Annotated in this window: 19 protein-coding genes and 1 tRNA gene; 8 read left to right on the top strand and 12 right to left on the bottom strand. The window is 69.0% G+C overall.

Features of this window, described 5'->3' with window-relative positions; genetic code table 11:
* Positions 1-65: 65 nt before the first annotated feature.
* On the top strand, positions 66-1106 hold the full coding sequence (gene selD, locus MJ605_RS05575; protein ID WP_243040078.1) for a selenide, water dikinase SelD: 1041 nt from the start codon (positions 66-68) through the stop codon (positions 1104-1106).
* Between the two features lie 11 nt (positions 1107-1117).
* On the opposite strand, the gene MJ605_RS05570 is transcribed toward selD, so the two are convergent.
* From MJ605_RS05570 to selA, 3 genes are all read right to left on the bottom strand, one after another.
* Positions 1118-1214, bottom strand: a tRNA-Sec gene (locus MJ605_RS05570).
* Positions 1215-1226: 12 nt separating this feature from the next.
* Positions 1227-3161, bottom strand: a complete 1935-nt coding sequence (selB, locus tag MJ605_RS05565) for a selenocysteine-specific translation elongation factor (protein WP_243040077.1) — start codon at positions 3159-3161, stop codon at positions 1227-1229.
* On the bottom strand, positions 3158-4594 hold the full coding sequence (selA, locus tag MJ605_RS05560) for an L-seryl-tRNA(Sec) selenium transferase (protein ID WP_243040076.1): 1437 nt from the start codon (positions 4592-4594) through the stop codon (positions 3158-3160). The genes selB and selA overlap by 4 nt, the downstream gene beginning before the upstream one ends.
* 255 nt (positions 4595-4849) lie before the next feature.
* Here selA and MJ605_RS05555 point away from each other — a divergent pair, with 255 nt between their 5' ends.
* Positions 4850-5902: a permease gene (locus MJ605_RS05555; protein ID WP_243040075.1), complete on the top strand. Its 1053-nt coding sequence runs from the start codon at positions 4850-4852 to the stop codon at positions 5900-5902.
* A 50-nt stretch (positions 5903-5952) separates the two neighbouring features.
* Here MJ605_RS05555 and fdhE read toward each other — a convergent pair whose 3' ends face one another.
* From fdhE to fdnG, 4 genes are read right to left on the bottom strand one after another with little or no spacing between them, the layout of a single operon-like run.
* A complete protein-coding gene (fdhE, locus tag MJ605_RS05550; RefSeq protein ID WP_243040074.1) occupies positions 5953-6903 on the bottom strand; it encodes a formate dehydrogenase accessory protein FdhE in 951 nt (316 codons plus the stop codon).
* Positions 6900-7559, bottom strand: a complete 660-nt coding sequence (locus MJ605_RS05545; protein ID WP_243040073.1) for a formate dehydrogenase subunit gamma — start codon at positions 7557-7559, stop codon at positions 6900-6902. The genes fdhE and MJ605_RS05545 overlap by 4 nt, the downstream gene beginning before the upstream one ends.
* Positions 7556-8485, bottom strand: coding sequence for a formate dehydrogenase subunit beta (gene fdxH / locus MJ605_RS05540; protein ID WP_243040072.1), 930 nt, complete (start codon positions 8483-8485; stop codon positions 7556-7558). The genes MJ605_RS05545 and fdxH overlap by 4 nt, the downstream gene beginning before the upstream one ends.
* Positions 8486-8495: 10 nt before the next feature.
* Complete coding sequence (gene fdnG / locus MJ605_RS05535; protein ID WP_486599038.1) at positions 8496-11507, bottom strand: formate dehydrogenase-N subunit alpha; 3012 nt, start codon at positions 11505-11507, stop codon at positions 8496-8498.
* Positions 11508-11965: 458 nt separating this feature from the next.
* On the opposite strand from fdnG, the gene MJ605_RS05530 reads away from it, so the two are divergent.
* The 4 genes from MJ605_RS05530 to MJ605_RS05515 all read left to right on the top strand — a co-directional run bounded on the left by MJ605_RS05530 (position 11966) and on the right by MJ605_RS05515 (position 18174).
* Positions 11966-12481, top strand: coding sequence for an RNA polymerase sigma factor (locus tag MJ605_RS05530; RefSeq protein ID WP_243040071.1), 516 nt, complete (start codon positions 11966-11968; stop codon positions 12479-12481).
* Positions 12474-13601: a FecR family protein gene (locus MJ605_RS05525; protein ID WP_243040070.1), complete on the top strand. Its 1128-nt coding sequence runs from the start codon at positions 12474-12476 to the stop codon at positions 13599-13601. Before MJ605_RS05530 ends, MJ605_RS05525 begins: the two co-directional genes overlap by 8 nt.
* 131 nt (positions 13602-13732) lie before the next feature.
* Positions 13733-16543 carry a TonB-dependent receptor gene (locus MJ605_RS05520; protein WP_243040069.1) on the top strand — a complete coding sequence of 937 codons (2811 nt, stop codon included), beginning with the start codon at positions 13733-13735 and terminating at the stop codon, positions 16541-16543.
* Positions 16544-16620: 77 nt separating this feature from the next.
* Positions 16621-18174, top strand: coding sequence for a CehA/McbA family metallohydrolase (locus tag MJ605_RS05515; protein ID WP_243040068.1), 1554 nt, complete (start codon positions 16621-16623; stop codon positions 18172-18174).
* 30 nt (positions 18175-18204) lie between these two features.
* Here MJ605_RS05515 and MJ605_RS05510 read toward each other — a convergent pair whose 3' ends face one another.
* Entirely contained in the window at positions 18205-18687 is a 483-nt protein-coding gene (locus MJ605_RS05510; RefSeq protein WP_243040067.1) for a DUF421 domain-containing protein, read from the bottom strand.
* 417 nt (positions 18688-19104) lie between these two features.
* Here MJ605_RS05510 and MJ605_RS19285 point away from each other — a divergent pair, with 417 nt between their 5' ends.
* Positions 19105-19341, top strand: a complete 237-nt coding sequence (locus MJ605_RS19285) for a cysteine hydrolase family protein (protein ID WP_279237447.1) — start codon at positions 19105-19107, stop codon at positions 19339-19341.
* 30 nt (positions 19342-19371) lie between these two features.
* Here MJ605_RS19285 and MJ605_RS05500 read toward each other — a convergent pair whose 3' ends face one another.
* Positions 19372-19782 carry an SRPBCC family protein gene (locus MJ605_RS05500; RefSeq protein WP_243040066.1) on the bottom strand — a complete coding sequence of 137 codons (411 nt, stop codon included), beginning with the start codon at positions 19780-19782 and terminating at the stop codon, positions 19372-19374.
* 342 nt (positions 19783-20124) lie between these two features.
* On the opposite strand from MJ605_RS05500, the gene MJ605_RS05495 reads away from it, so the two are divergent.
* A complete protein-coding gene (locus tag MJ605_RS05495; protein ID WP_425600987.1) occupies positions 20125-21984 on the top strand; it encodes a sigma-54-dependent Fis family transcriptional regulator in 1860 nt (619 codons plus the stop codon).
* 806 nt (positions 21985-22790) lie between these two features.
* Here the strand turns inward: MJ605_RS05495 and MJ605_RS05490 are convergent.
* The 3 genes from MJ605_RS05490 to MJ605_RS05480 all read right to left on the bottom strand — a co-directional run bounded on the left by MJ605_RS05490 (position 22791) and on the right by MJ605_RS05480 (position 26894).
* Entirely contained in the window at positions 22791-25082 is a 2292-nt protein-coding gene (locus MJ605_RS05490) for a TonB-dependent receptor (RefSeq protein ID WP_279237462.1), read from the bottom strand.
* A gap of 94 nt (positions 25083-25176) precedes the next feature.
* A complete protein-coding gene (gene gfa, locus MJ605_RS05485; RefSeq protein WP_243040063.1) occupies positions 25177-25749 on the bottom strand; it encodes an S-(hydroxymethyl)glutathione synthase in 573 nt (190 codons plus the stop codon).
* Between the two features lie 32 nt (positions 25750-25781).
* On the bottom strand, positions 25782-26894 hold the full coding sequence (locus MJ605_RS05480) for an S-(hydroxymethyl)glutathione dehydrogenase/class III alcohol dehydrogenase (RefSeq protein WP_243040062.1): 1113 nt from the start codon (positions 26892-26894) through the stop codon (positions 25782-25784).
* Positions 26895-26898 lie beyond the last annotated feature (4 nt).

Raw genomic sequence — 26898 nt, 5'->3', positions numbered from 1 at the left:
TTCTACGGTTTTCGCTATGCTGTGCATCTGTCCGCCGCGCTATCGGGGCTTTCGGAGGATTTGGCATGAGCGCTATCCGTTTGACCGACCTCGCCCACGGCGGCGGCTGCGGCTGCAAGCTCGCGCCTTCCGTGCTGCAGCAGCTGTTGGCTGACAAGCCGGCGGCGCTGCCGTACGCGTCGCTGCTGGTGGGCACCGAGGCCAGCGACGACGCGGCCGTGTGGCAGGTGGACGAGCGCACCTGCGTCATCGCCACCACCGATTTCTTCATGCCGGTGGTGGACGATCCTTTCGATTTCGGCCGCATCGCGGCGGCCAATGCGTTGTCCGACGTCTACGCGATGGGCGGCCGGCCGATCATGGCGCTGGCCATCCTGGGCATGCCGCTGGACAAGCTGGACGTGGCAACTGTGCGCGCGATCCTGGCCGGTGGCGAGGCGGTCTGCGCGCAGGCCGGCATTCCCATCGCCGGCGGCCACTCGATCGATTCGGCCGAACCGATCTACGGCCTGGCGGTGACCGGGCTGTGCGCGCCGGAAAACCTGCGCCGCAACGGCGGCGCGCGCGCGGGCGATGCGCTGATCCTGACCAAGGGCATCGGCGTGGGCATTTATTCGGCGGCGTTCAAGAAGCAGGCGCTGCCGGCGGAGGCTTATGAGGAGATGCTGGCCTCGACCACGCTGCTCAACCGTATCGGCCATGAACTGGCACAGGATGCGGACGTGCACGCGATCACCGACGTCACCGGTTTCGGCCTGCTGGGCCATGGCCTGGAGATGGCGCGCGCCAGCGGCCTGCGGCTGCGGATCGCGCAGGCGCGCGTGCCCTGTCTCGCCCAGGCCAAGGCGCTGGCGCAGGCGGGCTACGTGACCGGCGCCTCGCAGCGCAACTGGAACAGCTACGGCGATAGCGTGGCGCTGCCGGCGGACTTGCCGGCGTGGCGCCGTGCCCTGCTGACCGATCCGCAGACCTCCGGTGGCCTGCTGGTGGCGTGCGAGGCCGGGCGGGCCGAGGCCATCCGGGCGATGATCGAGGCGACGGGTTATCCGCGCGCGAGCATCATCGGCGAGGCGGTGGCAGGCGCGCCGGGCATCGAGGTGGACTGAGCGCCGCGTGGTGGCGGAAGAGCGTGGGAGTCGAACCCACCCAAGGCAGTCTTGGCTGCCTCACCCGGATTTGAAGTCCGGACGTCCCACCGGAGACGATGCTCTTCCAGGCAATGCGGATCAAAGCGGAACGGGCCCGTACAGGTCCAAGTAGCGCGCCTGCACGCGGCGCAGGGTGCCGTGGTTGAGCGTGACGCCCTGCCGGTCGAAAAATTCTAGTATCTGGATGGCCACTTTACGACCGTTGTCGAGGCGATCGCGGAACTGCGCGGCGGTGAAGCGGCCGTCCGCCGCCTGCGCGGCGAGGTCCAGCGCGATCAGCACCATCTCGTGCATGGTCGCGCGCAGGAAGAAATGGTCGTGCGCCACCTCGTCCGCCAGGCCCAGCCGCGCGGCGAACGTCATCAGCTGCCGGATCTCCGTTTCCGGGCGCCCCAGGGCACCGGCGATATCGCGCACGCGCGGCGGGCGGAAGCGCGCTTCGCCGCCGAGCAGCGGGGCGATGGCCTGCCACAGCGCCTCGCGCTCCGGGCCCAGTTGCAGGGTATGGCTGGCCAGCCGCACGAAGGCGCCGTCGCGAACCACGCGCCCGGCAAGATCGGCATGTTGCAGGGCCAGCGCGAAGGCCGCCACGGGCAGGCGGGGCTGCAGGGCCAGCCGCAGTTTTTCCCGGCCGATGCCTTGCAGGTCCGGCTGGGCCGCGTGGAAGGTTTCCAGGTGCGCGGTCATGCCCGCGACGAAACGCTGCCAGTGTGGCGGGGCGAGCGCGATGCGCTGTTCCCCGAGGTCGAACACCACCGGCGAGAGCGCGGCGGTGGCGTTTTCCAGCCATGCTTCGGACAGGGCGCGATCCCGCGCGAAGGCCAGCAGGTCCCATGCGAACGGTGGCGTGTCGAGCAGGCTCGACAGCGCCTGCCGGGGATCGGCGATGGCCAGCGCGGCGCGCTGGGCCTGGCGCTCGGCGGTGCGCCGCCGGCGCGAGGGCGCGCGCAGGTCGATGAACTGGCCGCCGCCGATGGTGCGCTGGGCGGAAACGTCGCGCAGCACGTAGCGGTCGAGCGCGGCGGCGGCGATGGGGCGGTCGAGCACCAGTTGGACGTCCGCCGCCTGCCCGGGCCGCAGCGGCTCGTGGTCGAGCAGCACGATGCGCGCGCCGACCTCGGCCGCGGCGTGGTGCAGGCGCGCCGGGAACCATTGGCCGATGGCCTTGGGTTCGCCGGGCAGCAGGTGCAGGCGCGCGTCGATGCGGTCGGTCGGTGCATGCAGGAACGGATCGAGCACCATGTCGCCGCGGTGGATCGCTTCCTTGGCGATAGCTTCGCCGGTGAGGTTCAATGCGCAGCGGTCGCCCGCCTTGCCGCTTTCCACCGGGCGGTTCTGCGCATGCAGCGAGCGCACGCGCGCGGCCAGTCCGGACGGGCTGAGCCGCACCATGTCCTTCACGCGCACCACGCCGGACAGCACGGTGCCGGTCACCACCACGCCGATGCCGGGCAGGGTGAACACGCGGTCCACCGCGAGGCGGAAGCGCCCGTCGGCGGCCCGTTCGCCGAGCCGGCCCGCTTCCTCGGCAAGGCGCTCGCGCAATGCGTCGATGCCCGCGCCGGTGCTCGCGGATACCGGCAGGATGCCGGCGCCTTCCAGCACGGTGCCGGCGGTCGCCTCGCGGATCTGCGCGGCGACCTCGGCCAGCCGTTCGGGCGTTGCCAGGTCGGCCTTGGTCAGCGCGACGAGGCCGCGCTCGACGCGCAGCAGGTCCAGGATCGCCAGGTGTTCGAGCGTCTGCGGCATCACGCCGTCGTCGGCCGCCACCACCAGCAGGGCGAGGTCGATGCCGCTGGCGCCGGCCACCATGGTGTGCACGAAGCGCTCGTGGCCCGGTACGTCGACGAAGCCGAGGATGGCGCCGTCCGCCAGCGGCAGGTAGGCGAAGCCCAGGTCAATGGTGATGCCGCGGGCCTTCTCTTCCTTCAGGCGGTCGGTGTCGACGCCGGTCAGCGCCTTGACCAGCGCCGTCTTGCCGTGGTCGATATGCCCCGCGGTACCGACGATCATGGCGTGTCGCTGGCGCCGGCGCCGAGCTGGGCGAGGGAGGCCAGCAGCGGCGCCTCGTCCGCCTCGTCCAGGCAGCGCAGGTCCAGCCACAGGGCACCGTCGGCGACGCGGCCGATGACCGGGCGGGGCAGCGCGCGCAATGCTGCGGCGAGGCGTTCGAGCGCGTGCTGGCTGCCGCGTGGTCGGACCAGCAGCGCGGTGCTTTCCAGCGTATCCAGCGGCAGCGCGCCGGAGCCGACCTGGCTGCGGCAGTCGCCGGCCTCCACCACGAAGGCGTCGCCGAGCCGCTCGGCCACGGCCGGGCGCAGGCGGTGCGCCTGCGCCGCGATGTCCGCCTGGCGGCGCGCCAGGAAGCGCAGGGTGGGCAGGCGTCCGGCGAGGCGGTCGGGATCGCGGTAGAGGTTCAGCGTGGCCTCGATCGCGGCCAGGCGCAGCTTGTCCACGCGCAGCGCGCGCTTGAGCGGATTGCGGTTGACCTGCTCGATCAACATGCGGTCGCCGACGATGAAACCCGCCTGCGGCCCGCCCAGCAGCTTGTCGCCGGAGAAGGTGACCAGCCGCGCGCCCTCGGCCACCGCCTCGCGCACGGTGGGTTCGCGGGCCAGGCCGTAGCGCGACAGGTCGAGCAGGCTGCCGGAACCCAGGTCGTTGAGCAGCGGCACGCCGGCGGCATCGGCGATGGCGGCCAGCTCGCGCGCGCCGACGTCCGCGGTGAAGCCCTGGATGCGGTAGTTGGAGGTATGCACCTTGAGCACGATGCCGGTGCGCTCGTTGAGCGCGTCGCGGTAGTCGGCCGGATGGGTGCGGTTGGTGGTGCCCACCTCGACCATGCGTGCACCGGCGCGCGCCATGATGTCGGGCAGGCGGAAGGCACCGCCGATCTCGATCAGCTCGCCACGCGAGACCACCGCCTCGCGCCCCAGCGCGAAAGTGTTCAGGCACAGCAGCACGGCGGCGGCGTTGTTGTTGACCACCGTGGCGTCCTCGGCGCCGGTCAGCTCCCGCAGCAGGCCGCGCAGGTGGTCGTCGCGCTCGCCGCGCATGCCGGTTGCCAGGTCGTATTCCAGCGCCACCGCGTGGCGCATGGCGTCCACCGCCGCCTCGACCGCCGCCTCGGCCAGCAGCGCGCGGCCGAGGTTGGTGTGCAGCACGGTGCCGGTGAGGTTGAACAGCGGGCGCAGGCCGGCTGCGCCTGCTGCCAGCTTCCGGCCGGCGCGCCGGGCGAGCTCGGCCACGCCGGGCGCCGTGGCTTCGCCGGCGCGCAAGGCTTCGCGCGCATCGTCGATGGCCAGGCGGATCGCGCCGGTGGTGGCGGTGCGTCCGTACCGTTCCCGCAGCGCTTCTGCCTCGGGCGTGGCGAGCACGGCGGCGACGGCGGGAAGCTGGCGCAGGTGGGTGGCCTCGGGCTGGGTCATGCGCTGGTCCGGTGACATCGCCTACCTCCCGGCCGCTGAGGCGGGGCATGGAGGAAACGTGGAGGTGGCTCGTATGCTGCGTGGCGGGCCGGGCAGGGTCAAGGCATGCCTGGTGACATTGGCCGGGGGCTGTAGCATGCTGCCACGCGGCGGCATCGCCGCCGCCGCTACTCAAGCCTCTGCCCGCCCCGCAGCGCATCTGGCCTGCGGTCTCCAGCGGGCGGCGTCGTGCCCTGTAGGGCCTGCATCCCGACTGTTCGCAGAGGGGGATCCATGGCCGTCGCATCGACTACAGCCCGTACCGTCCGCTGGTCCGTCTTCGCCCTGCTGGCCGTCGCCGGCCTGTTCTACGTGAAGTGGTATCCGTACTACGGTCGCGCCTTCGTGGCCGCGTCGCATCATTCCATCGGCCACTCGATCCTGATGGGCGATGCGGCGAGTCCGCCCGCGCCATCGTGGAGCGCGGCGCTGGGCTACGCACTGGCCTATGGCAAGGCGATCTGGCAGGCGATGGTGCTGGGCCTGCTGCTGGGCTCGGGCATCCAGGCCCTGCTGCCGGTGGACTGGGTGCAGCGCGCGCTGGGTCGTCGCGACTTCGGCAGCGTGCTGGCCGGCGGCCTGCTGGCGGTGCCGGGCATGATGTGCACCTGCTGCGCGGCGCCGGTGGTCATCGGCCTGCGCGAGCACCGCGCGGCGCCGGGCGCGGCCATTGCCTTCTGGCTCGGCAACACGGTGCTCAACCCTGCCACGCTGGTGTTCACTGGTTTCGTGCTCGGCTGGCATTGGACGGTGCTGCGCATGCTGCTGGGCCTGCCAATGGTGTTCGGGCTGGGCTATCTGGCCAGCCGGATGACGGAGCGCGATGGGCCGGCGACGGTCGATCTGCCCGCCACGGCGCCCGAGCCGCGCTCGTGGCCGGAGGTGGGCCGGCGCTGGGCGTGGATCTTCGCGCGGATGGCGCTGCGGCTGATTCCGGAGTACGTGGTGATCGTATTGCTGTTGGGCGCGGTGCGCGCCTGGATGTTCCCGCACGTCGGACCGGATATCGGCGACCAATGGCTATGGATCGTGGCGCTGGCGTTGGCCGGCATGCTGTTCGTGATACCGACCGCCGGCGAGGTGCCGATCGTGCAGGCGATGCTGGCGCTGGGCGTGGCCGCCGGGCCGGCCGCCGCCCTGTTGATGACCCTGCCCCCGGTGAGCCTGCCCTCATTGGCGATGCTGGGTCGGTCCTTCCCCGTGCGGGTGCTGGTGGCGGTTGCCGTGGCGGTGGTGGGCTTCGGCATCCTGGCCGGCGCGCTCGCGTCGTTGCTGGGGATGCATTGACAAATCGCTCTCCCATCGGGAGGGGGCAATCAGGAATGCCCAGGCCATGGCTAACCGGCCACAGCTTCGCCGTCACCCACCAGCAGCAGCGGATTCGGTGCGTGCCGGGCGTAGCCGGCCTCGGCGACCAGCAGGTCCAGGCCCAGCGAGGCGAGGTCGTCCGCGTAGGGATCGGCCTGCATGTCCTGCACCTGGTACAGCAGCTTGGCGTAGGTATGGCATTCGCCGCAGGTCTCGGCCTTGACCAGGCCGGGGTCGCCTTCGATCGCCTGCAACGACAGCCGGCGCGTGCCGCCGCAGGTGATGCACACCGCGCGCACGTGGTTCCACGCGGTGGAGCACAGCGAGCAGTAGAGGTAGCGCGTGCCAGGCGTGCCGCCGCTGGCGGCGATCAGCCCGGCGACCGAGGGCGAGCCGCAGCAGGGACAGAGCGCGCGCTCCTCCAGCAGCCGCAGGTCCCCGGCCTTCAGGCGCGCGGCCGAGCCGGTGAAATACACCTGCAGGGCGGCGGCCACATAGACGGCCGAGCCTACCTCGGCGGCAGCCAGGGCGCCGCGCAGGAAGCGGTCGGCCAACTGCTCCAGCGTGGCGCCGTCGCTTTGCTGCAATGACGCGATGGCGTCTCGCGCGGCAAGCGGCAGTTCGCTGCGGCCGATGGTGTCGAGCAGCAGGGCGAGTCCTGCGCGCCAGCTGGCGTCGCGGCGATGGCCGTCCGCCGCCAGCGGCGGCAGGCGCGCCTCGATGGCCTGCGCCGTGATGGCGGGATCGGGCGTCGCGGCCGGGGCCAGCGCGGTGGCCACGGCATGTTGCGCCCGGGCCAGTTCCGCCATGAAGCGCAGCCAGGCCTCCAGCGGATGTCCGGCGGCAAGCCGCTCCAGCCGCTGCGCGGTGGCGGCGAAGCGCGTGGCCGGATCGGGCGGCAGGATCGGCTCGGGCGCCTTGACGCCGGCGTGGGACGGGCCGGTCCACTTGCCGCTGGGAGGCGCTTCGGCCTGCCTCATGGACGCTTCCTGACGACGTGCTTGCCGTGCTGGCCGCTCGCCACTTCCGCCAGCCACTTGCGATGGTGGCGCCAGGCCCAGCCAGGCGTGACGTAGCCCTGGGTCATCGCCCGCACCGAGTCGCGCACCCAGATCGCCGCGTACACGTGGGTGATCCAGATGATGATGGCCGCGATGGCCGCCACGCTGTGGATCAGCGCGGCGGCGCGCTGCACGGGGATGGAAGTGGTGTCGCCGAAATACACTTCCCAGATCACCAGGCCGCTGAAGAACAGCACCGGAATCAACAGCGCCATCGACCAGAACACCGCCTTCTGGCCGGCGTTGTTGCGGCCGACCGGCGGCGCGCCTTCTTCCTCGTTGGCGATGACGAAGCGGGCCGCCTTGAGCCAGGCCACGTCGTCGCGGTGCCAGAGGTTCTCGCGCCAGAACTGCACGATCAGGCCGAGATAGCTGACCAGCAGCACCACGCCGATCCATGGATGCACCGCCCGCGTCCACTGCCCGCCGCCGAACAGGCCGGACAGGAAGAACAGCATCGGATGGAACATCGACAGGCCCGAGAGCATGAGCAGCACGAAGCAGATCGCGGTGATCCAGTGATTGACGCGGTTGGCCGTGGTGTAGCGGACGATCACGGTTTTCGGACGGCTCATGGCGTCGTCTCCGTTTCCGGTTCGGGCTTGGATTCGCCTAGCACGCGCGCGCCTTCGGCCTCGTCATCCTCGGTGACTTCGTTCGGCCCCTCGGTGACCCAGTGGAACAGTCCGGCCAGGGCGGCGAGGCCGATGCCGACCAGCGCGAGGGGCTTGAGGATGCCTTTCCACGCGCCGACCACCGGGCTGATGCGCGGCTTGTCCGGCAGGCCCGAGTACAGCGAGGGCTTGTCGGCATGGTGCAGCACGTACATCACGTGGGTGCCGCCGACTTCCGGCGGATCGTACAGGCCAGCCTTGTCGAAGCCACGCGACTTGAGATCCTCGATGCGTTCGCCGGCCCAGTCCTTCATGTCGCTCTTGGAGCCGAACATGATCGCGCCGGTGGGACAGGCCTTCACGCAGGCCGGTTCCAGCCCGACCGACACGCGGTCCGAGCACAGCGTGCACTTGTAGGACTTGTGGTCGGTCTTGCTGATGCGCGGGATGTCGAACGGACAGCCCTTCACGCAGTAGCCGCAGCCGATGCACTTGTCGCTGATGAAGTCGACGATGCCGTTGGCGTACTGCACGATGGCGCCGGGCGCCGGGCACGCCTTCAGGCAACCCGGGTCCTCGCAGTGCATGCAGCCGTCCTTGCGGATCAGCCATTCCAGGTTGCCCTGCTCGTTCTCGTACTCGGCGAACTTCATCAGGGTCCACACGTCGGGACTCAAGTCCGACGGGTTCTCGTAAGACCCTTCGAAGTGGCCGATCTCCTGGCGCAGGTCGTTCCATTCCATGCACGCCGACTGGCAGGCCTTGCAGCCGATGCAGCGGCTGACGTCGATCAGCTTGGCTACCTGGTCCTCGTGGCTGCGCGCCTTGGGCGGCGTCATGGTCGAGGCGGAGCGCCGGACGTAGTCTTGCGATTGCAGGTCGGACATGTCGTTCGCCTCAGGCCGTCATCGGAGCGCTGGTCTTTTCGACATTCACCAGGAACGCCTTGAACTCCGGCGTCTGGGTGTTGGCGTCGCCCACCGAGGGCGTCAGCGTGTTGGCGCCGTAGCCCTTCCTGGCCTGCCCGGTGAAGCCCCAGTGCAGCGGCACGCCGACCACGTGGGTCGGCCTGCCGTCCACGGTGAGCGGCTTGATGCGCTTGGTCACGTAGGCCTTGCACACCACCACGCCGCGCTTGGAGGACACTTTCACCCAGCCGCCCTGCGCGATGCCCTTTTCCCTGGCCAGGGCCTCGCCGATCTCGACGAATTCCTCCGGCTGCAGGATGGCGTTGATCAGCGCGTGCTTGGTCCAGAAGTGGAAGTGCTCGGTGAGGCGGTAGGTGGTGGCCACGTACGGGAAGTTCTTCGGGCTGCCGAAAGCGGCGCGGTCGTCGTCGAACACGCGGGCCACCGGGTTGTGCGACACCTTCGGGTGCAGCACGTTCTCCACCGGCGATTCCAGCGGTTCGTAGTGCTCGGGGAAGGGACCCTCGGCCATCATGTCGCGCGCGAACAGGCGGCCCATGCCCTCGGCGTTCATGATGAACGGGCCGACGCTGTCGGAAGGCTTGGTGGTGGGCGTGTAGTCGGGCACGTCGATGCCCACCCACTTGCTGCCGTTCCACGCGATGACCGGCTTGGCCGGGTTCCACGGCTTGCCGTCCAGATCCGCGCTGGCGCGGTTGTAGAGGATGCGCCGGTTGGCGGGCCATGCCCACGCCCAGTTGGGCGCGATGCCCTGCTCGCGTGGATCGGTGGCGTCGCGGCGGGCCATCTGGTTGCCCTTCTCGGTAAAGCAGCCGGAGAAGATCCAGCAGCCCGAGGCGGTGCTGCCGTCGTCGCGCAGCTGGGCGAAGCCGTCCAGCAGGGTGCCGGCCTTGGTGACCACGGCCTTGGTGGCGGGATCCTCGAGGTCGGCCAGCGCGCGGCCGTTCATTTCCTTGGCCAGTTCCTCCGGATCGGGATCGACCGGATCGGTGTATTTCCAGGTCAGGTTGAGGATGGGATCGGGGAAGGCGCCGCCTTCCTTGCGGTACAGCTCGCGCAGGCGGTGGAACAGCCCGGCCATGATCCAGATGTCCGACTGCGCTTCGCCCGGGGCGTCGGCCGCCTTCCAGTGCCATTGCAGCCAGCGCGCGGAATTGACCAGCGAGCCGTTCTCCTCGGCGAAACACGTGGTCGGCAGCTGGAACACCTCGGTCTGGATCGCCGCCGAGTCGGCCGGGTTCTGCGGGCCGAAGTCCTGCCAGAAGCGCGAGGTCTCGGTATCCAGCGGATCCATGGTGACCAGGAACTTCAGCTTGCTGAGGCCGCGGCGGATCTTGCCGCGGTCCGGGAACGCCTGCAGCGGGTTGAAGCCCTGGCAGATGTAGCCGCCCATCTGCCCGTTGTTCATCATCTCGAAGGCCCGGATGATGTCGTACAGCGGCACGTCGAGCTTGGGCAGCCAGTCATAGCACCAGTCGTTGTCCTTGGTGGCGGCGTCGCCCCACAGCGCCTTCTGCAGGCTCACCACGAACTTGCGGGTGTTCTGCCAGTAGCTGATCTGGCCCGGGCGCAGCGGCTTGAACTGCTTGGTCCGCATGTACTCGTCGAAGCTGGTCTCCTTGTCCAGCGGCAGGTTGAGGTAGCCTGGCATCTGGTTGGAGAGCAGGCCGACGTCGGTCAGGCCCTGGATGTTGGAATGCCCGCGCAGGGCGTTCATGCCGCCTCCGGCCACGCCGATGTTGCCCAGCAGCAGCTGGATCATCGCCATCGATCGGATGTTCTGCGCGCCCACCGAGTGCTGCGTCCAGCCCAGCGCGAACAGGCTGGTCATCGCCTTGTCCGGCGCCGCGGTGGCGGCGATCAGCTCGCAGATGTGCAGGAACTTGTCCTGCGGCGTGCCGCAGATGCGCGAGACCGTCTCGGGCGTGTAGCGGGCCACGTGCTGCCTTAGCAGGTTGATCACGCAGCGCGGGTGCTGCCAGGTGTCGTCGGACTTGGCGTAGCCCTGTTCGTCCAGTTCGTAGTCCCAGCTCGACTTGTCGTAGCTGCGGGTTTCCTCGCTGTAGCCGCTGAACAGGCCGTCCTGGAAGCCGAAGCCATCCTTCACGATCAGGCTGGCGTTGGTGTACGCGCGCACGTACTCGTGCTGGATGGCGTCCTTCTCAAGCAGGTAGCGCATCACCCCGCTCAGGAACGCGATGTCCGTGCCCGGGCGGATCGGCGCGTAGTAGTCGGCCACCGATGCCGTGCGGGTGAAGCGCGGGTCGACCACGACGAGCTTGGCGCCGTTCTCGATCTTCGCCTCGATCACCCACTTGAAGCCGCACGGATGCGCCTCGGCGGCATTGCCGCCCATCACGATCACGAGATTGGCGTTCCTGATGTCCTGCCAGGTGTTGGTCATCGCACCGCGACCGAATGATGGGGCCAGACTGGCCACCGTCGGTCCGTGTCAGACGCGCGCCTGGTTGTCGAACACCACCATGCCGAGGGAACGCGCCACCTTCCAGGTGAGGTAGGCGGTTTCGCTGGACGAGGCCGAGGCCGCCAGCATGCCCACGCTGGTCCAGCGGTTGACGGTGGTGCCGGCCGCGTTCCTGGCGGTGAAGTGCTTGTCGCGCTCGTCCTTCATCAGCCGGGCGATGCGGTCGAGCGCGAAGTCCCAGGAGACTTCCTTGAACTCGGTGCCGCCCGGCGGGCGGTAGCGCGGCGCCTTCAGGCGGGTGGGCGCGTGCACCACGTCGAGCAGGGCCGAGCCCTTGGGGCACAGCGTGCCGCGGTTCACCGGATGGTCCGGGTCGCCCTCGATGTGGATGATGTTCGAGCGCGCGTTCTTGGCGCGGTCGCCCATGCTGTAGATCAGGATGCCGCAGGCCACCGAGCAGTACGTGCAGGTGTTGCGCGTTTCCGTGGCATGGGTGAGCTTGAAGGGACGTACGGCGGCGGCCTGCGCTTCGCCCGAAGCGCCGAAGCCGAGCATGCCGAGGCTCGATGCGGCCAGTCCCAGGCCTGTGAACTTGATGAATTCGCGACGTGTGAGTGACATCGCTGGTGCTCCCGGGAGGTTGGCTGGACAACCGCCCGGCGGCGGGCGGTGGACGTGGCTCGAAGATCACCGTGAAGTCGGCGGGAACGAATCCCGCGACCTGCCCGCGAAGTTAGCATAAATCCCCGTAGGGAGTCGGCCGCGTTCATGTTTGCGGCTTGCCGCCGTTGCCCCGCCGCCATCCGTACCGGGCGGCCGGGAAGGATGAAACGGTGAAGCCGCCCGCGCCATCCCGTGGGCTGGCGTGCGCGCATGCGGCCAAACCTTGCGCCGCTGCCCGGAAACGGGCCTCGGCCGCCGCATTTCACATAGCCGTCATGACCGGCCCCTAGGCTCCCGGGCCGTCGGAGTGCCGTAGCCCGCTTTCGGCGAACACGGTCGAGGGAGGAGCGGTGCGCGAGAAGCATGGTAAATGGTCGGCGCTGTTCGCCGAAAAGAGCGCGACGCTGAGCAGCTACATGCTGCGCCGCGTGGCACATCGATGGGATGCGCAGGACCTGGTGCAGGAAGTCTATCTTCGCCTGCTGCGCATCGAGCCCTCCGACGCGGCCAACATCCGCAGCCCCGAAGCCTATCTCTTCACCGTGGCCGCGAACCTGGTGAAGGAGCACGCGGTGCTGCGCCAGCAACAGCCGCTGGGCAGCGACGAGCTGGAGCAGGTGGTGGAGCAGCTGGTGGCGCCCACCAACCTCGAAGCGGACATGGACAGCGAGCTGCGCCGCAAGCAGCTCGAGGAGCTGATCGACCGCCTGTCGCCCAAGTGCCGGGCGGTACTTATCATGCATTACCGCGATGGGATGTCCTACCGCGAGATCGCCGGGCGGATGTCCATCTCCACGAACATGGTGAAGAAATACATCGTGAAAGGATTGGCGGCATGCCGGCAGAGGATGGCCGACTATGAGTGAGCGCACGCCCTTCGACGCGGCCCGGCAGGCCCGGCGCGTCTCCGAGCAGGCGGTGGCCTGGTACATCGAGCAGCAGGAGCCGCTGGACGAACGCCAGCGCGTGGCTTTCCTCAACTGGCTGCGCGCGTCGCCGCGCCATGTCGCGGAGTATTTCGCGGTAGCGCGCATGCATGGCGACCTCAAGGTGGCCGCCGGCCGCAAGACGCTCACGCCGGAAGAGCTGGTGGAGCAGGCGGGGCGCGACAATCCGGTGGTGATGTTCCCGCGCCTGGGCGGCGGCACGCCGCGCGAGCCGCGCCCGCCGCGGCGCCATGCGTCGCGCGTCCGGCAGGCGCTGGCAAGCATGGCCGGCGTGGTGGCGGCGGTCGCGCTGGCGTGGCTGGGCGTGGCGCATTGGCGCGCCATGCACGGCCAGGTGGAGCGAAGCTACGCGGGCGATGCGCAGGCCGTCCGCTCGGTCAGCCTGCCCGACGGCACCCTGGTGCAACTCGACCGGGGAGGCGCCATCGACGTGCATTACGACGGTGCCTATCGCCGCATCGAGGTCGTGCGCGGCAACGCCCTGTTCGACGTCGGCAAGGATGCCGCGCGGCCGATGCTGGTGAACGTGGGCGGACACGTGCTGCAGGACATCGGTACCGTGTTCGACGTCCGGCGCGACGCCACGGGCGATACGCTCACCGTGATCAGCGGCCGCGTGCGCGTGCTCAACGCGCCGGCATCCGCCGCCAGGGGCGCGGCGGATGCGTGGCTGCAGGGCGACGCCGTGGCCGACCTGATGGCCGGCCAGCAGATCGAGCTGGGCAAGGCGGCGGCGGGAGCGGTGCATCCCGTGGCGTTGGCGCAGGTGACGGCGTGGCTGCCCGCGGAGATCCGCTTCCAGCGGGAGACCATCGGCGACGTGGCGCGCCGCTTCAACGCCTATACGGCGAGGCCCTTGCGCATCGAGGACGAGAAGCTCGCGGGCGAGCGCATCAGCGGCATCTTCCACGCCGACAATCCACAGGCCTTCACCGCCTATCTTTCCACCTTGCCCGACGTCCGCGTGATCGAGGAGAAGGACTGCGTGCGCATCGTGGCGGTATCGGCCCAGGCCGAGGCGAAGTCGCGACGCCTGTAAGAAAAGATTCATCGAATCCGGGGTACCCGGTTTGCCGACCGGGAGGCTCTTGAAAGGTATGGGCCGGCGAGAAACGCGCGATGCGTCGATCGCCACCGCCATCCCGTTACCCTCTCAAGGTTGCTTCCCACATGCGTAAACGTTTGGCCTTCCAAATCACCCTGGCCCTTGGTCTTGCCACGCCGCTCGCCGCGTGGGCCGATGCCTCCTCCTCCCCGGCGCCGACCGTCGCCATCGCACCCATGCCGTTGGCCAGGGCGCTGGAGAATTTCTCGCACGAGGCGGGCATGCAGGTGGTCTACGGCGCCGATATTCCCGACACCGTCCGCAGCCCGGGCGCCGACGCGGGCCTGCCGCCGGAGCAGCAGCTGCGCCAGTTGCTGGCGGGCACCGGCCTGACCTATCGCCTCGTCACGCCGAACACGGTGACGATCGTCCCGGGAAACGTGGCAGCCAATGCGGGCAATCCGGCCTCCGCTGCGGTGACGACGGCCGGTAGCGCGGGAACGGAACCGGTCACCGATGTCGCCGACGCCACGCCGGGCAGCGGCAAGGGCGCCAAGGACCTGGACCAGGTGGTGGTGACGGCGCGTTCGGGCGTCGACGAGCGCACCAAGGCGCAGACCAGCTACTCGGTCACCACCATCGACGAGGACCGCCTGCGCATGCAGGCACCGACCAGTGTCACCGAGGCGATGAAGTCGGTGCCGGGCTTCTGGGTGGAGGCCTCGGGCGGCGAGGCCAGCGGCAACATCCGCGCGCGCGGCATTCCGGTGGACGGCTTCGGTTCGGTGAACCTGCTGGAGGACGGCATCCCGGTGCAGCACGACCCCGCGCTGGGCTACCTCAACGCGGACCAGGCCTTCCGCCTCGATGAGACCATCGAGCGCATCGAGGTGGTGCGTGGTGGCCCGTCGTCCATCTTCTACTCGAACGCGCCGGCCGGCGCGATCAACTTCATCCCGCGCCAGGTCGGCGACACGGCCGAGGGGTTGGTGAAATACACGGTCGGCAACTACGGCCTCAATCGCCTGGATTTCTGGTACGGCACGCCGATCGGCGACGGCTGGAAGCTGAGCGCGGGCGGCTTCTACCGCCAGGACAACGGCATCCGCAGCCCGGGCTACACCAACGACCAGGGCGGCCAGCTGCGCGCCACGCTGTCGCGCCAGTTCGAGAACGGCAGCGTCAGCTTCGACATCAAGCGCATGGACGACAAGGTGGCGCTGGACCTCGGCATTCCCATGTACCGCAACGCCAGCGACGAACTGGTGGCGGTGCCCGGCTTCAACGGCAACTACGGCACGCTGGCCGGGCCGGAGACCGAGCACATCAAGATGATCCAGGGCAACGGCAGCCTGTACGACTTCGACAACAGCCTGGGCACGCAGGTCAAGCGCACCCAGTTCACGGTGAAGTTCGACTACAACCTGGGCGCGGACTGGAAGATCGCGGAAAACCTGCGCTACAGCGACACCGACACGCAGCGCAACGGCGTGTACCCGAACGCGGTGCAGACGGCTGACGATTTCCTGGCGACCGCCCAGTCCCGCCTTGCCCAGTACTACCCCGGCGCCGCCGGCATGCAGCTGCGCTACGTCGACAACGGCCAGCTGTTCAACAACGCCAACCAGAACGGCAACGGCCTGGTGGTGCTCGGCGGCCTGCGCGGGATCACCATGCCGATGAACGAATTCACCAGCGATACCCGCCTGCTGCGGAAGTTCGAGTTCGGCGAGCAGACCCACGACGTGACGCTGGGCTACTACTACGCCCACTTCAACCAGAGCTTCGACCGCTATTCGTCCACCGCGGTGCTGGATGCGCGCGACAACGCCCGCCTGCTGGACGTGGTGGCGGTGGACGCCGCCGGCAACCCGCTCGGCAAGCTCACCGACAACGGCATCTACGGCTACGGCTATGAGTGGGCCCACGCCAGCGGCACCTCGAACACCAACGCGTTCTACGCCTCGGACGAATGGCAGGTCGACGATGCGCTGCGCATCGATGGCGGCCTGCGCTGGGAGCGGGTGAACACCAAGGGCTGGACCGAGCAGCCGATGACGGTGGACCTGGGCACCCCGGCCACCTCCACCATCATCACCGGCAGCGGCCAGTACGCCGACTACGACCACAGCTTCGACAAGCTCGGCTGGACGCTCGGCGCCAACTACCAGTTCAGCGACCACCAGGGCGTGTTCGCCCGCTACACCTCCACCTTCCGCCTGCCGAACCTGAGCTCGTACATCACCACGCCGACGGCGACGCCGATCACGCAGACCATGATCCTGCCGGAAATGGGCTACAAGTACAGCAACCGCTACATGGACATGTACGCGACGCTGTTCTACACCCGCTACGACAACGTCAACTTCAGCAACTACGTGTTCGACCCGAACACCGGCGTCTCCACGCCGCAGACGGGCTACGCCAACACCAAGACCTACGGCGTGGAGCTGGAGGGCACGTTCTATCCCTCGCGCTATTTCGACGTGCAGTACACCGCCACCCTGCAGGATCCCGAGTACAAGGGCCTGCGCTACACCACCATCACGGCCGGCGCGCCGGTGCTGCTGGACTACGACGACAACCAGCTGATCCGCGTTCCCAAGACCAGCTTCCGCATCGTGCCGGGCGTGAACCTGCTCAACGACAAGCTGCGCCTGCAGATGACCTACGAATACGAAGGCAAGCGCTACGTCGACACGGCCAACTCGGTGGTGCTGCCGCAGTACCACACCATCGGCTTCAGCGCGCGCTACCAGCTGAGCCCGGAACTCTCGTTCTTCCTGTACGCCGACAACCTCAACAACTCGCTGGGCCTGACCGAGGGCAATCCCCGCGCGGGCGAGCTGGCGAGCAGCGACGCCGGCAAGGGCGTGTTCATCGCCCGTCCGCTGCTGGGCCGTTCGTTCCGCGCATCGGTCATGTACCGCTTCTGACCGCTGTGCCCGGCGTTCCGCGCATCGCACCGCATGGCGATGCGCGGGACGGTTTTCGCATGAAACCGGAAGACCCCATGAGCCATCCGTCGCATCGTTCGTATCTTCATTCCCTGCTGGCGCTGGCCTGGCTGGTGCTGGCCGGCGCGGCGTGCGCCGCCGAACCGGCGCCGGACCTGGTGCTGAAGGGACACCTGCAAGGCAGCGATATCCATACCTATCGCGAAGTGCCCTTTGAGGTGCCCGAGGGCGTCAACCGCGTCACCGTGCAGTTCGACTACAGCGGACGCGCCGAGCGCACCACGGTGGATCTCGGCCTGGAGGGGCCGGACGGCTTCCGCGGCAAGGACGGCCTGCGCGGCTGGTCCGGCGGCAGCAAGCAGGTGGTGACCGTGAGCGCCACCGATGCCACGCCATCGTTCTTCCCGGGGCCGATCCGCGCCGGGCGTTGGGCGCTGCTGCTGGGCATTCCCAACATCCGCGCGGGCGTGGAAGCCGACTTCACCGCCAAGGTGTGGTTCGGCCACCCGGGCGATCCGGCATGGTTGCCGGAGGTGCTCAACCCGCCATTGCGCGACCAGGCGGGTTGGTATCGCGGCGACCTGCACATGCACGGCGCGCACAGCGACGGCAGTTGCCAGACGCAGAGCGGCGAGGCGCGGGCGCCATGCCCGCTGATCTTCACCGTGCTGGAGGCGGCGCGGCGCGGGCTGGACTTCATCGCGCTGAGCGACCACAACACCGTGGCGCAGGCGAACGACCTGCGCGAGCTGCAACCGTACTTCGACCGCCTGCTGCTGATCCCGGCCCGCGAAGTGACCACCTTCCAGGGCCATGCGAACCTGTTCGGCACCACCGAGCCGCTCGATTTCCGCGTCGGCAGCCCGGCGGTGCCGGACTGGAACGCGCTGCTGCGCGAGGCGACGGGGCTCAAGGGCCTGATCTCCATCAACCACCCGATCCGGCCCAACGACGAAACCTGCATGGGCTGCGGCTGGACGCCGAAGCAGCCGGTGGACATGCGCCTGGTGCAGGCCATCGAGGTGGTCAACGGACGCGATGCGCTGAGCCCGGCCTACTCGGGCATTCCGTTCTGGCAGGCGCAACTGGACAAGGGCCTGCACCTGACCGGCGTGGGCGGCAGCGACAATCATGACGCTAATCATCAGTGGCCTTTGCCGGGCGGCAGCAGCGCGCTGGGCATGCCGACCACGGTGGTGCACGCCCGCGCGCTGTCGATGGCCGCGATCCTCGACGCGATCCGCGCGGGCCATGTGTTCGTCGATGTGCAGGGCACGCGCGACCGCATGCTGGAACTGGCGGCCAGCGTGCATGGCCGGCAGGCGGAGATGGGCGATACGCTGGTCGCCGGGAAGGGCGACAAGGTGCGCTTTACCATTTGCACGACGGCGCCGGCCGGGGCGCGAGTGGAAGTCCTGGTGGACGGCAATCCGTATGCGCCGGGTGCGGAGACGACGATCCGCACGCCGCGGCAAACGCTGACCTTCGATTGGACCGGCGACGGCCAGCGCCATTGGATCCGGGCCAATGTTCGCGACGCGTCCAACGAGCTGCTGCTGGTGGGCAATCCCGTCTACGTGGAAGGCCAGGGCGCGGCGCCGCCTTCCTGAGCCGGCAACGGCCAGGGCTTTGGCGCCGCGCTATCCGCCCGTCGCCTTGCGGCGGATGAAGGTCATCTTGCCGTTCGGCTCCAGCCGCCCGAGCGCGATGTCGCTTTCCGTCTCCAGGCCCTGGCTGTGCAGCGCGCGCTCGAACACGGCCTCGGGCACGTTCTCGCGCCGCAGCGTCCGGTGTTCCCGCCGGCCTGCCCGAACGATGATGGCCGGCCGCCCCTCCACCCAGCGGGTGAGCCGCGGCCAGCGGGTGCACAGCCAGGCCAGCAGCGCGTCGGTGGTCAGGATGGCGGCGACGCCGATGAACGGCGCGGTGAGCGACTTGTCGTCGCCCGTGATGGCCGAGCGCAGCGTGCCGCCGACCAGTACGAGCACGATGACGTCGAAGGCGGACATCTCGCCGAAGGCGCGCTTGCCGCAGGCGCGCATCAGCACCAGCAGCCCCAGGTAGGTCAGCGCGCCGCGAATGAGGTAGTGCCACCACGGTTCGGTCAGTGCAAACGTTGACATACGCTTCTCTCCTCTGCGCCATCGGGTCGACACCGGCAACCGCACGATCCGCCTGCTGCGAGGTTAAGCCCCATGGAAGCGATCCCATGCCGAAAAGCGATCATCAAACCGTGAAGGGACTCTCGGATGCGCGGGTGGGGACCGGTCGCCGCTCCGCGGCATAGCCCGTGGGCGGCGCGGCGCTGGCGCAGGCCCAGCTGGCGGGGACGCCGGCGGTCGCCGCCGCAGCCGCCTGCCGCCGGCGCGGCGTCCCGGTGGTCCACGCCAACGATAACTTCGGGCACTGGCACGAGACCTGGCAGGACGTGCTGGCGTTCACCGCCGGGGAAGGCCCGCCTGCATCCACCGAGCTGCTGGAGCACCTGCATCCGCAACCGGCCGACATCGCCCTGCTGAAATCGCGCCACTCGACAGCTGATGCCGCTGCTCGGTTCGCTGGGCGTGCAGCGGCTGGCGGTAGGCGGCGCGGCCACCGACGCCTGCGTGCTGTGCACGGCGATCGATGCGCACGTGCGGGGCGTGCGCGTGGCGGTGCTGGAGGATCTGGCGGCGGCCACGCGCGGGCGTGGCGAACGCGCGCTCGATCTCATGCGCGAAAGCCTGGGGCTCTGCGTGTGTTCCTGGCGTGCCTGGCTGGCGCAACTTGGGAAGTGAGTGGGCGCAGCCGCGCCAGGCCCACCATCCTCAGCCGGCCAGCGCCAGGGCCAATGCGGTGAGTCCTTCGGCGTAGTGGTGCCGCAGGGCCTGGTGGACGGCGTGCTCGTGGGCCTCGGCGGGCTCGAACACGCACGACCAGGTCACGGTGCAGCCGCGGTGGTGCGCGGTCACCTGGAGGGTGGCGCGGCAGCCGCGCATCGGCAATGGGCCGTCCACCCACGCATAGACATAGCGGCGGGCGGCATCGTTGCGGGTTTCCAGCCGTTCCACCGCGCGGGTGCCGTCGGCGAAATGCAGGGTGCGGATGCGGCCTTCCCAGGACAGGTCCAGCCCGCGCACCGCCGGGTGCCAGCGATGCAGGGCACCGAAGTCGCCGATCAGCGCCCAGACCACCTCGGCCGGGCTGGAGAGCTCCTGCGTTACCCGAACTTCCGGCATAGGTTCCCCTCCGCGCCCGCGTGTGGCACGAGCCCTTCGAGGCAGGCAAGAGGCGGGCCAAGGCGCGGCGCGCGAAAGTGCGCCGCGCCTTGGGGTTTCCATGTGTTCACGGCGTGACGGCTGTTGCTGTTCCGGGACAGCGGGCGTGACACAGCGCGCCAGATGTTGCACTGCGGTTTGCGTCGCCGAGGGAAACGGCAGTAGGTTGAGAAACCGTCTCATGGAGGATGTCACGGCTACGTGGCCGCCCGCGTACGTGATGCCCTCCGCCGCATTCCGCTCACGATGGAGTTGCGCATGGGCCAAGCCTTGCAGACCGCTGCCTCCCCTCGTATCAAGGGCATGTTGCGCGAACGCTTCGGCGATATCGCGGTGGCACCGCTGGTGGCCAGGTCCTGGCAGCGGTGCGTGGAGGAATACGGCATCGAGAGCGGTGGGCCGCGCCGCACGCCCGTGCTCGACCATGCCTCATTGCTGGAACGCCAGCAGCGTTTCGGCGAGCTGCTCAACGTGGCTCGCGCGGAAATGGAGAATCTCTACGAGCAGATCGCCGGTTCCGGCTACGCGGTGATCCTGTGCGACGCGGAGGCGGCCATCCTCGGCGCCATCACCGATCCCACGCTCAGGCGCGAATTCCGCGAGGCCGGCCTGCGCAGCGGCGCCATCTGGAGCGAGCGCTACGAGGGCACCAACGGCATGGGCACCTGCGTGATCGAACGCAGCCCGGTGACGGTCTATCGCCAGGAGCATTTCCTCTATTCCAACACCGGCCTTTCCTGCTCGGGCGCGCCGGTGCTCGATACCCAGGGCGACGTGCTGGCGGTGCTGGACGCCTCCACTGTCAACGCCGCCGACACGCGGCTGATCCAGCGCCACACCATGGCCCTGGTGGCGATGTCGGCCAACCTGATCTCGCGCTGCCACTTCCTGGCCGAGTGCCGCGACAAGTGGATCATGCGTTTCCACAGCCGGCCGGAATTCGTGGGCCTGTTGCACGAGGCGCTGCTGGCGGTGGATGACGGCGGCGTGGTGCGCGCGGTCAACGAGAGCGCGCTGGCCCAGCTCGGCATGGCCCGCGACCAACTGGTCGGCCGCGCGCTGGATACGGTGTTTCCCTTCGATTTCCGCGTGCTGGAGGAACGTGCGCACGCCGACGCCACCACGCTGTGGCCGGTGCGCGACGTGGCCTATGGCCGGCGCTTCTTCGCCATGGTCCGCCCGCCCGCCATGGGGGGCGCCATCAGGCCCGGCGACAACGCCGCCTCGCGCCGCTACGTGGGCGAGGATGCGCGCATGCAGCACAACATGAACTGCGGCCGGCAGCTGTTCGGCCGGCGCGTGCCGCTGCTGCTGCAAGGAGCGACCGGCACCGGCAAGGAGGCGCTGGCCAAGGCGCTGCACCTGGCCAGCGCGTGGGCGGACAAGCCGTTCGTGGCCGTCAATTGCGCGGCCATTCCCGAGACGCTGATCGAGAGCGAACTGTTCGGCTACACGCGCGGTGCCTTCACCGACGCCTCGCGCGACGGCCACCTGGGCAAGATCCGCCAGTCCAGCGGCGGCACCCTGTTCCTCGACGAGATCGGCGACATGCCGCTGCGCATGCAGACCCGCCTGCTGCGCGTGCTGGAGGAGCACGAGGTGATGCCGCTGGGCGGCGAGCGCGCCATCCCGGTGGACCTGCACGTGATCAGCGCCACCCACCAGGACCTGCAGAAGATGGTGCAGGCGGGCGAGTTCCGCGAGGACCTGTACTACCGCCTCAACGGCATCACCCTGCAACTGCCGGCATTGCGCGAGCGCACCGACAAGCGGGCGTTGATCGACGCGATCCTGGCCGAGGAAAGCCAGGGCCAGGCGCGCATCCGCCTTTGCCCCGAGGCGCTGGCGCTCCTGCTCAACTATGCATGGCCGGGCAATATCCGCCAGTTGCGCAACACCCTGCGCACGGCCGCGGCGTTATGCAGCGACACCATCATCCTGCCCGGCAACTTGCCCCAGGAAATCGTCGGCCATGGTGGCGGCGAGGCGAGCGTGCCGGCCATGGAACCGGAGCCACCGTTGCGCACCGCCGAGCGTGCGGCATTGCTGCGCGAACTGGAACACAGCCAGTGGAACATCAGCCGCACGGCGTCGTCGCTGGGCATCAGCCGCAACACGCTCTACCGCAAGCTGCACAAGCACGGCATCGATCCGCCGGGGTGAGCGCGGTCGCAGGGAAGATTGGTGGGCGCGCAGGTGCGTCGAGATCTTGAACAGGCTTTAAGTCCTCAGTGCATCACCGCCCTGCGGGGTAGCCGCTGGATGTGGCTGAAGGAGACACTGATTCGGCTTGCGAGGTCTTTAAGGCTTGTATCTGCCGCAGTGCTGCGTCCCCTCACCGCCATGGCGCGTTGCGGGGTAGCGGCGCCGTTCGAGGTAGCACGTCACCAATCGAGCTGGCCTCGGTCCACCGGGCTTGTATTCAACACGGCGCTGCGAGCCTGTGAGGCCATTCTCTTTGGGTTACTTTTCTCTTGGGCCAGCAAGAGAAAAGTGACTCGGCGGCCCCACGGGGACTAGCTTCGCGTCGCCGGCAGGACGTCGAAACGCCCGCCGCGTCCCACGGGGACTTCCTTCGGTCGTAGGCGGCACCCTGGCGGTAGCGCGACAACCGAGCGATAGCGCCCTGGATCCCGGCCCTTGCCCCCTCTTGTGGGGTGCGCCGGGACGACGAGCGGTGGGGACCGAGGCGAAAGGCGGTCGCGCACAGGGTGCGCTCCTACAGGGGTGAAACGTCTGCCGCATAGGCATCAAGCTGGCGGAGACGCGACAATCGAGCGATAGCGCCCTGGATCCCGGCCCTTGCCCCCTTTTGTGGGGTGCGCCGGGACGACGAGCTGGGCGGACCGAGGCGAAAGGAGGTCGCGCACAGGGTGCGCTCCTACAGGGCGGCCGTGATTCGTAAAAAGCGGAATGCGGCCCTTCGACATGGAGATGTCCAGCTGAGACTCCGCGCTGATCGGCCTGGCTCAGAAGTGCAGGCGCACCCCGGCGGTGACCAGGCGCGGTGCGCCCGGCGCCACGAACAGCGTGGCCGGTTCCTCGCCCGGCGCGACCTGCGGGCGGATCAGGCGGCCGTCCGGCAGCACGTCGTCGGCCACCGCGCCATAGGTGGCGTAGCGGCGTCCGAATACATTGTCCACGCGTATATAGAACTGCCACGCCGCAGTGAGTGAGTAGCTGGCGCGCAGGTTCACCAGCAGGTAACCGGGTGTGCTCCAGTCGGCGCGCACGTCGGGGTCGTCGTCGCTGATGCGGCCATCCTCGTTGCCGTTGCTGACGCTGGAGGAGACGGCCATCAGGTCGCCGCCCAGGGTCAGCTTCGGCGTGGCGTTCCAGTCGAGCGCGAACTTGAGGTTGTGCCGCGGCAGCCCGGCGATGCGCATGCCGGGCCGCGTGTCGATGGTGCGGTCGCCGGCCATCAGCTCGCCGTACGACTCATAGGTGGCCAGCAGGAGGCTGTAGCCGACGTGCCACCACCACGCACCCTGGTGGCCGCCCAGGTCCAGGTCGGCGCCCTGGTAGCGGGTGCGCCCCACGTTGGCGAAGTAGCCCTGCTGCGTGGTGGGGGCGCTGAGGAACAGGATGTCGTCCTGGTTGTCGGTGCGGTACAGGGTGGCGTTGAAGTCGAGGCGGTCCGCATCCTGCCAGCGCACGCCGAGCTGGCCGCTGCGCGACACCACCTGGCGCAGCGGCGGGTCGGCCTGCAGGCCGGTCGGCAGGCGGCACGGCTGGGCGGGATCGGCACAGCCCAGTTCGATCACGGTAGGCGCGCGGTTGCTCTGCGCCAGGTCGGCGAACAGCACCCAGCGGCCCAGTGCCTGGGTGACGCCCAGCGCGGGATTGAGCTTGCGGTACGCGTTGCGCTGCATAGGTTGCGCGCCATCGTCGGTGGACAGGCGGCTGCGCAGGCTCAGGTCGTTCCAGCGCAGCGAGCCGGTGACGTGGGTGCTGGGCGTGATCGCCCAGGTGTCGGTGGCGTAGATGCCCACGGCGTTGCTGCCGCCGCCGACGCCGGAGACGAAATCGACCGGCGCGGCGGCATCGGCATAGACGACGCGGTTCGCCTCGTCCAGCCACGCGTCCTGTTCGTACTGCGCGTAGCGCACGCTGCTGCGGTCGAAGGTGGCGCCCACGGCGATCTGGTGCGCGCCCTGGTGCGTGCTGAGGTTGAGCCCGGCGCCCTGGCCCTGCTGGCGGCTCAAGGTGCTGTTGAGCACGCCGGTATGCAGCGCATCGGCCTGGCCCCGGCTCACGTCGCAGTCGTCCTGCAGCGGCGCGCCCGCATCGTCGTAGCCCGCACCGCAGTCGTCGACGAAATCCTCGTAGTCGTCGTTGGCGTCGCCGTTGACGGTGTCGCGGCGAGTGTGGCGGGTGTAGAGCAGGGCGGTGAGCTGGGTGTCCTGGCCGAAGTGATGGGTGTAGTGGGTGGCGAGCTCGGCCGCCCTGCTGCGCGTGATGTCCGGCGCGGTGTAGATGGCGCGGCGATCGTGCTGGTAGAGCCCGGGCGCGAACGTGCCGCTGTCGTCGTCGTAGCGCGTGCCGGGCAGCAACCCGTTGCCGATCAGCCGGCTGCTGCCGTACAGCGCGCTGACGTCCCAGTCGTCGTCGCCGTGCTGGCGGCCGAACTTCACGAACAGGTTGCCCAGCTGGCCGGGCGAATCGCGGCGCCAGCCGTTCTCGTTGAAAGTGGTGCCCGCCATGAAGAAGTGCCAGCCCTGCGCGTTGCTGGCGCCGTAGGAGAGATCGGCGCGTTTGCGCGCGCCGCTGCCATAGGACAGGTCCGCATCGAAGCCGGGCGAGCTGAGGCCGGACTTGGTGGTCAGCACCATCGCGCCGCCCAGCGTGTTGGGGCCGAACACCGGGTTGGCGCCGGGCAGCAGGCTCACCGACTCGAAAGCGAATTCCGGCAGCATGTCCCAGCTGACGATGTCGCCGAACGGCTCGTTGACGCGCACCCCGTCCAGGTACACCGAGATGCCCTGCGCCGCGCCCAGCGTGGGCGAGGCGCGGAAGCCATGGAAGGTCACGTCGGTCTGGAACGGGCTGCCCTGCACGTCGTTGATGTTGACGCCGGTGAGGCGGGTGTTCATCACGCCCACCAGGTTGGCGCCGGCGGCGTCGCGCTGCTCGTCGTAGCGCAGGGTCTGCACCGGGTAGGGCAGGATGGCGGCGTCGATGCCGAGGCCCGGCAATGGCGCGGGCACCACCGTGACCGGTGCGAGGTTGACCACTTGCGGCGGCTCGTCCGCGTGCGCCATCGACGCGAGCAGCGCCAGCAGCAGGCCGGCACGCCGGCGCACGGTGCCGGACGTGGCGGGGGCGCCACGTCCGGTATCCGTGCGGTGTTCCTGCTCAGGCCTTGAGCACACCCGAAGCCTGGGCGATCTTGGTGGCCATGAAGTCCATCAGCGGCGGCGACAGGCAGTCATAGGGCGGCAGTCCCAGTTCGCGCAGGTGCGAACGCACCTCGTCCATGCGCTTGGGGTCGAAGCCCGACTCGATGATGGAAGAGACGTAGGCCGCAAACTCCGGCGCGGACCAGCCGTTTTGCGGCGACAGTTCGGTATGGACGAAATCCAGCCCGTAGAACGGGTGGCCGGTGTTCTCGATGCGCCCCAGCATGTGCACGCCGCAGACGGTGCAGGCGTGGCGCTGGATGGTGGCCTTCTCGTCCACGACCTTGAGCTTGTCCTCATTCTCCGTCACCTTGACCTTGTCGCGGGGCGCCACCGCGATCATGGCGAACAGCGCCCCATCCGGTTTCCAGCACTTGGTGCAGCCGCAAACGTGGTTGTGGGCCGATTGCGTGCCCACGCTGACCTTCACCGGCCGCTCCTTGCAGTGGCACACCAGGGTGCCGCCGGAAAAGTCTGTCTTGCCTGGCGTGATGCCTTTGTCGACCGATGGATGGATGGCGATGCTCATGGCCTTGTCCTCGCGATGGCGCCTTGGCGCCGCTAGTAGACGATCACGGAACGGATGCTCTTGCCCTCATGCATCAGGTCGAAGGCGTGGTTGATGTCGTCCAGTCCCATGGTGTAGGTGATGAAGGGATCGATCTGGATCTCGCCGCTCATGTAGCGGTCCACATAGCCCGGCAGCTGGCTGCGTCCCTTCACGCCGCCAAAGGCGGTGCCGCGCCACACGCGGCCGGTCACCAGCTGGAACGGGCGGGTGCTGATCTCCTGCCCGGCGCCGGCCACGCCGATGATGGTCGACTCGCCCCAGCCGCGATGGCAGCATTCCAGCGCCGCGCGCATCACGTTGACGTTGCCGATGCACTCGAACGAGTAGTCCACGCCGCCGTTGGTGAGGTCGACGATGACCTGCTGGATCGGCGTGTCGGGATAGTCCTTCGGGTTCACGAAGTCGGTGGCGCCCATCGCCTTGGCCATCGCGAACTTGTCCGGGTTGGTGTCCACCGCCAGGATGCGCCCGGCCTTGGCCATCACCGCGCCCTGCACCACCGCCAGGCCAATGCCGCCCAGGCCGAACACCGCCACCGAGGAACCCGGCTCCACCTTGGCGGTGTTGAGCACCGCGCCGATGCCGGTGGTGATGCCGCAGCCGAGCAGACAGACCTTTTCCAGCGGCGCCTCCTTGGCGATCTTGGCCAGCGCGATCTCCGGTAGCACCGTGTAGTGGCTGAAGGTGCTGCAGCCCATGTAGTGCAGGATCGGCTTGCCGTTGAGCGAGAAGCGCGAGGTGCCGTCGGGCATCAGGCCCTTGCCCTGGGTGGCGCGGATCTTCACGCACAGGTTGGTCTTTTTCGAGCGGCAGTATTCGCACTCGCCGCATTCGGGCGTGTACAGCGGGATCACGTGGTCGCCCGGCTTGAGGGTGGTGACGCCGGGGCCGACCTCCTCCACGATGCCGCCGCCCTCGTGGCCGAGGATGACGGGGAACTGGCCTTCCGGATCGGCGCCGGAAAGGGTGAAGGCATCGGTGTGGCACACGCCGGTGGCGACGATGCGCACCAGCACTTCGCCGGCCTTGGGGCCGGCCACGTCCACTTCCTCGATGGTCAAGGGTTTGCCGGCCTCGAAGGCGATGGCGGCGCGAGATTTCATGATG

The organism is Dyella sedimenti (assembly GCF_022760995.1).
Taxonomy (GTDB): Bacteria; Pseudomonadota; Gammaproteobacteria; order Xanthomonadales; family Rhodanobacteraceae; genus Dyella; species Dyella sedimenti.
Note: the sequence above shows the minus strand (reverse complement) of the source record. Positions and strands in the feature narration are given on the sequence as shown.

What these genes read in the sequence shown, in the direction of transcription:
- selD (WP_243040078.1), top strand. Translation starts at nt 66, where the DNA reads ATGAGCGCTATCCGTTTGACCGACCTCGCCCACGGCGGCGGCTGCGGC.
- selB (WP_243040077.1), bottom strand. Translation starts at nt 3,161, where the DNA reads ATGATCGTCGGTACCGCGGGGCATATCGACCACGGCAAGACGGCGCTG.
- selA (WP_243040076.1), bottom strand. Translation starts at nt 4,594, where the DNA reads ATGTCACCGGACCAGCGCATGACCCAGCCCGAGGCCACCCACCTGCGC.
- MJ605_RS05555 (WP_243040075.1), top strand. Translation starts at nt 4,850, where the DNA reads ATGGCCGTCGCATCGACTACAGCCCGTACCGTCCGCTGGTCCGTCTTC.
- fdhE (WP_243040074.1), bottom strand. Translation starts at nt 6,903, where the DNA reads ATGAGGCAGGCCGAAGCGCCTCCCAGCGGCAAGTGGACCGGCCCGTCC.
- MJ605_RS05545 (WP_243040073.1), bottom strand. Translation starts at nt 7,559, where the DNA reads ATGAGCCGTCCGAAAACCGTGATCGTCCGCTACACCACGGCCAACCGC.
- fdxH (WP_243040072.1), bottom strand. Translation starts at nt 8,485, where the DNA reads ATGTCCGACCTGCAATCGCAAGACTACGTCCGGCGCTCCGCCTCGACC.
- MJ605_RS05525 (WP_243040070.1), top strand. Translation starts at nt 12,474, where the DNA reads ATGAGTGAGCGCACGCCCTTCGACGCGGCCCGGCAGGCCCGGCGCGTC.
- MJ605_RS05520 (WP_243040069.1), top strand. Translation starts at nt 13,733, where the DNA reads ATGCGTAAACGTTTGGCCTTCCAAATCACCCTGGCCCTTGGTCTTGCC.
- MJ605_RS05515 (WP_243040068.1), top strand. Translation starts at nt 16,621, where the DNA reads ATGAGCCATCCGTCGCATCGTTCGTATCTTCATTCCCTGCTGGCGCTG.
- MJ605_RS05510 (WP_243040067.1), bottom strand. Translation starts at nt 18,687, where the DNA reads ATGTCAACGTTTGCACTGACCGAACCGTGGTGGCACTACCTCATTCGC.
- MJ605_RS19285 (WP_279237447.1), top strand. Translation starts at nt 19,105, where the DNA reads ATGCCGCTGCTCGGTTCGCTGGGCGTGCAGCGGCTGGCGGTAGGCGGC.
- MJ605_RS05500 (WP_243040066.1), bottom strand. Translation starts at nt 19,782, where the DNA reads ATGCCGGAAGTTCGGGTAACGCAGGAGCTCTCCAGCCCGGCCGAGGTG.
- MJ605_RS05495 (WP_425600987.1), top strand. Translation starts at nt 20,125, where the DNA reads ATGTTGCGCGAACGCTTCGGCGATATCGCGGTGGCACCGCTGGTGGCC.
- MJ605_RS05490 (WP_279237462.1), bottom strand. Translation starts at nt 25,082, where the DNA reads ATGGCGCACGCGGACGAGCCGCCGCAAGTGGTCAACCTCGCACCGGTC.
- gfa (WP_243040063.1), bottom strand. Translation starts at nt 25,749, where the DNA reads ATGAGCATCGCCATCCATCCATCGGTCGACAAAGGCATCACGCCAGGC.
- MJ605_RS05480 (WP_243040062.1), bottom strand. Translation starts at nt 26,894, where the DNA reads ATGAAATCTCGCGCCGCCATCGCCTTCGAGGCCGGCAAACCCTTGACC.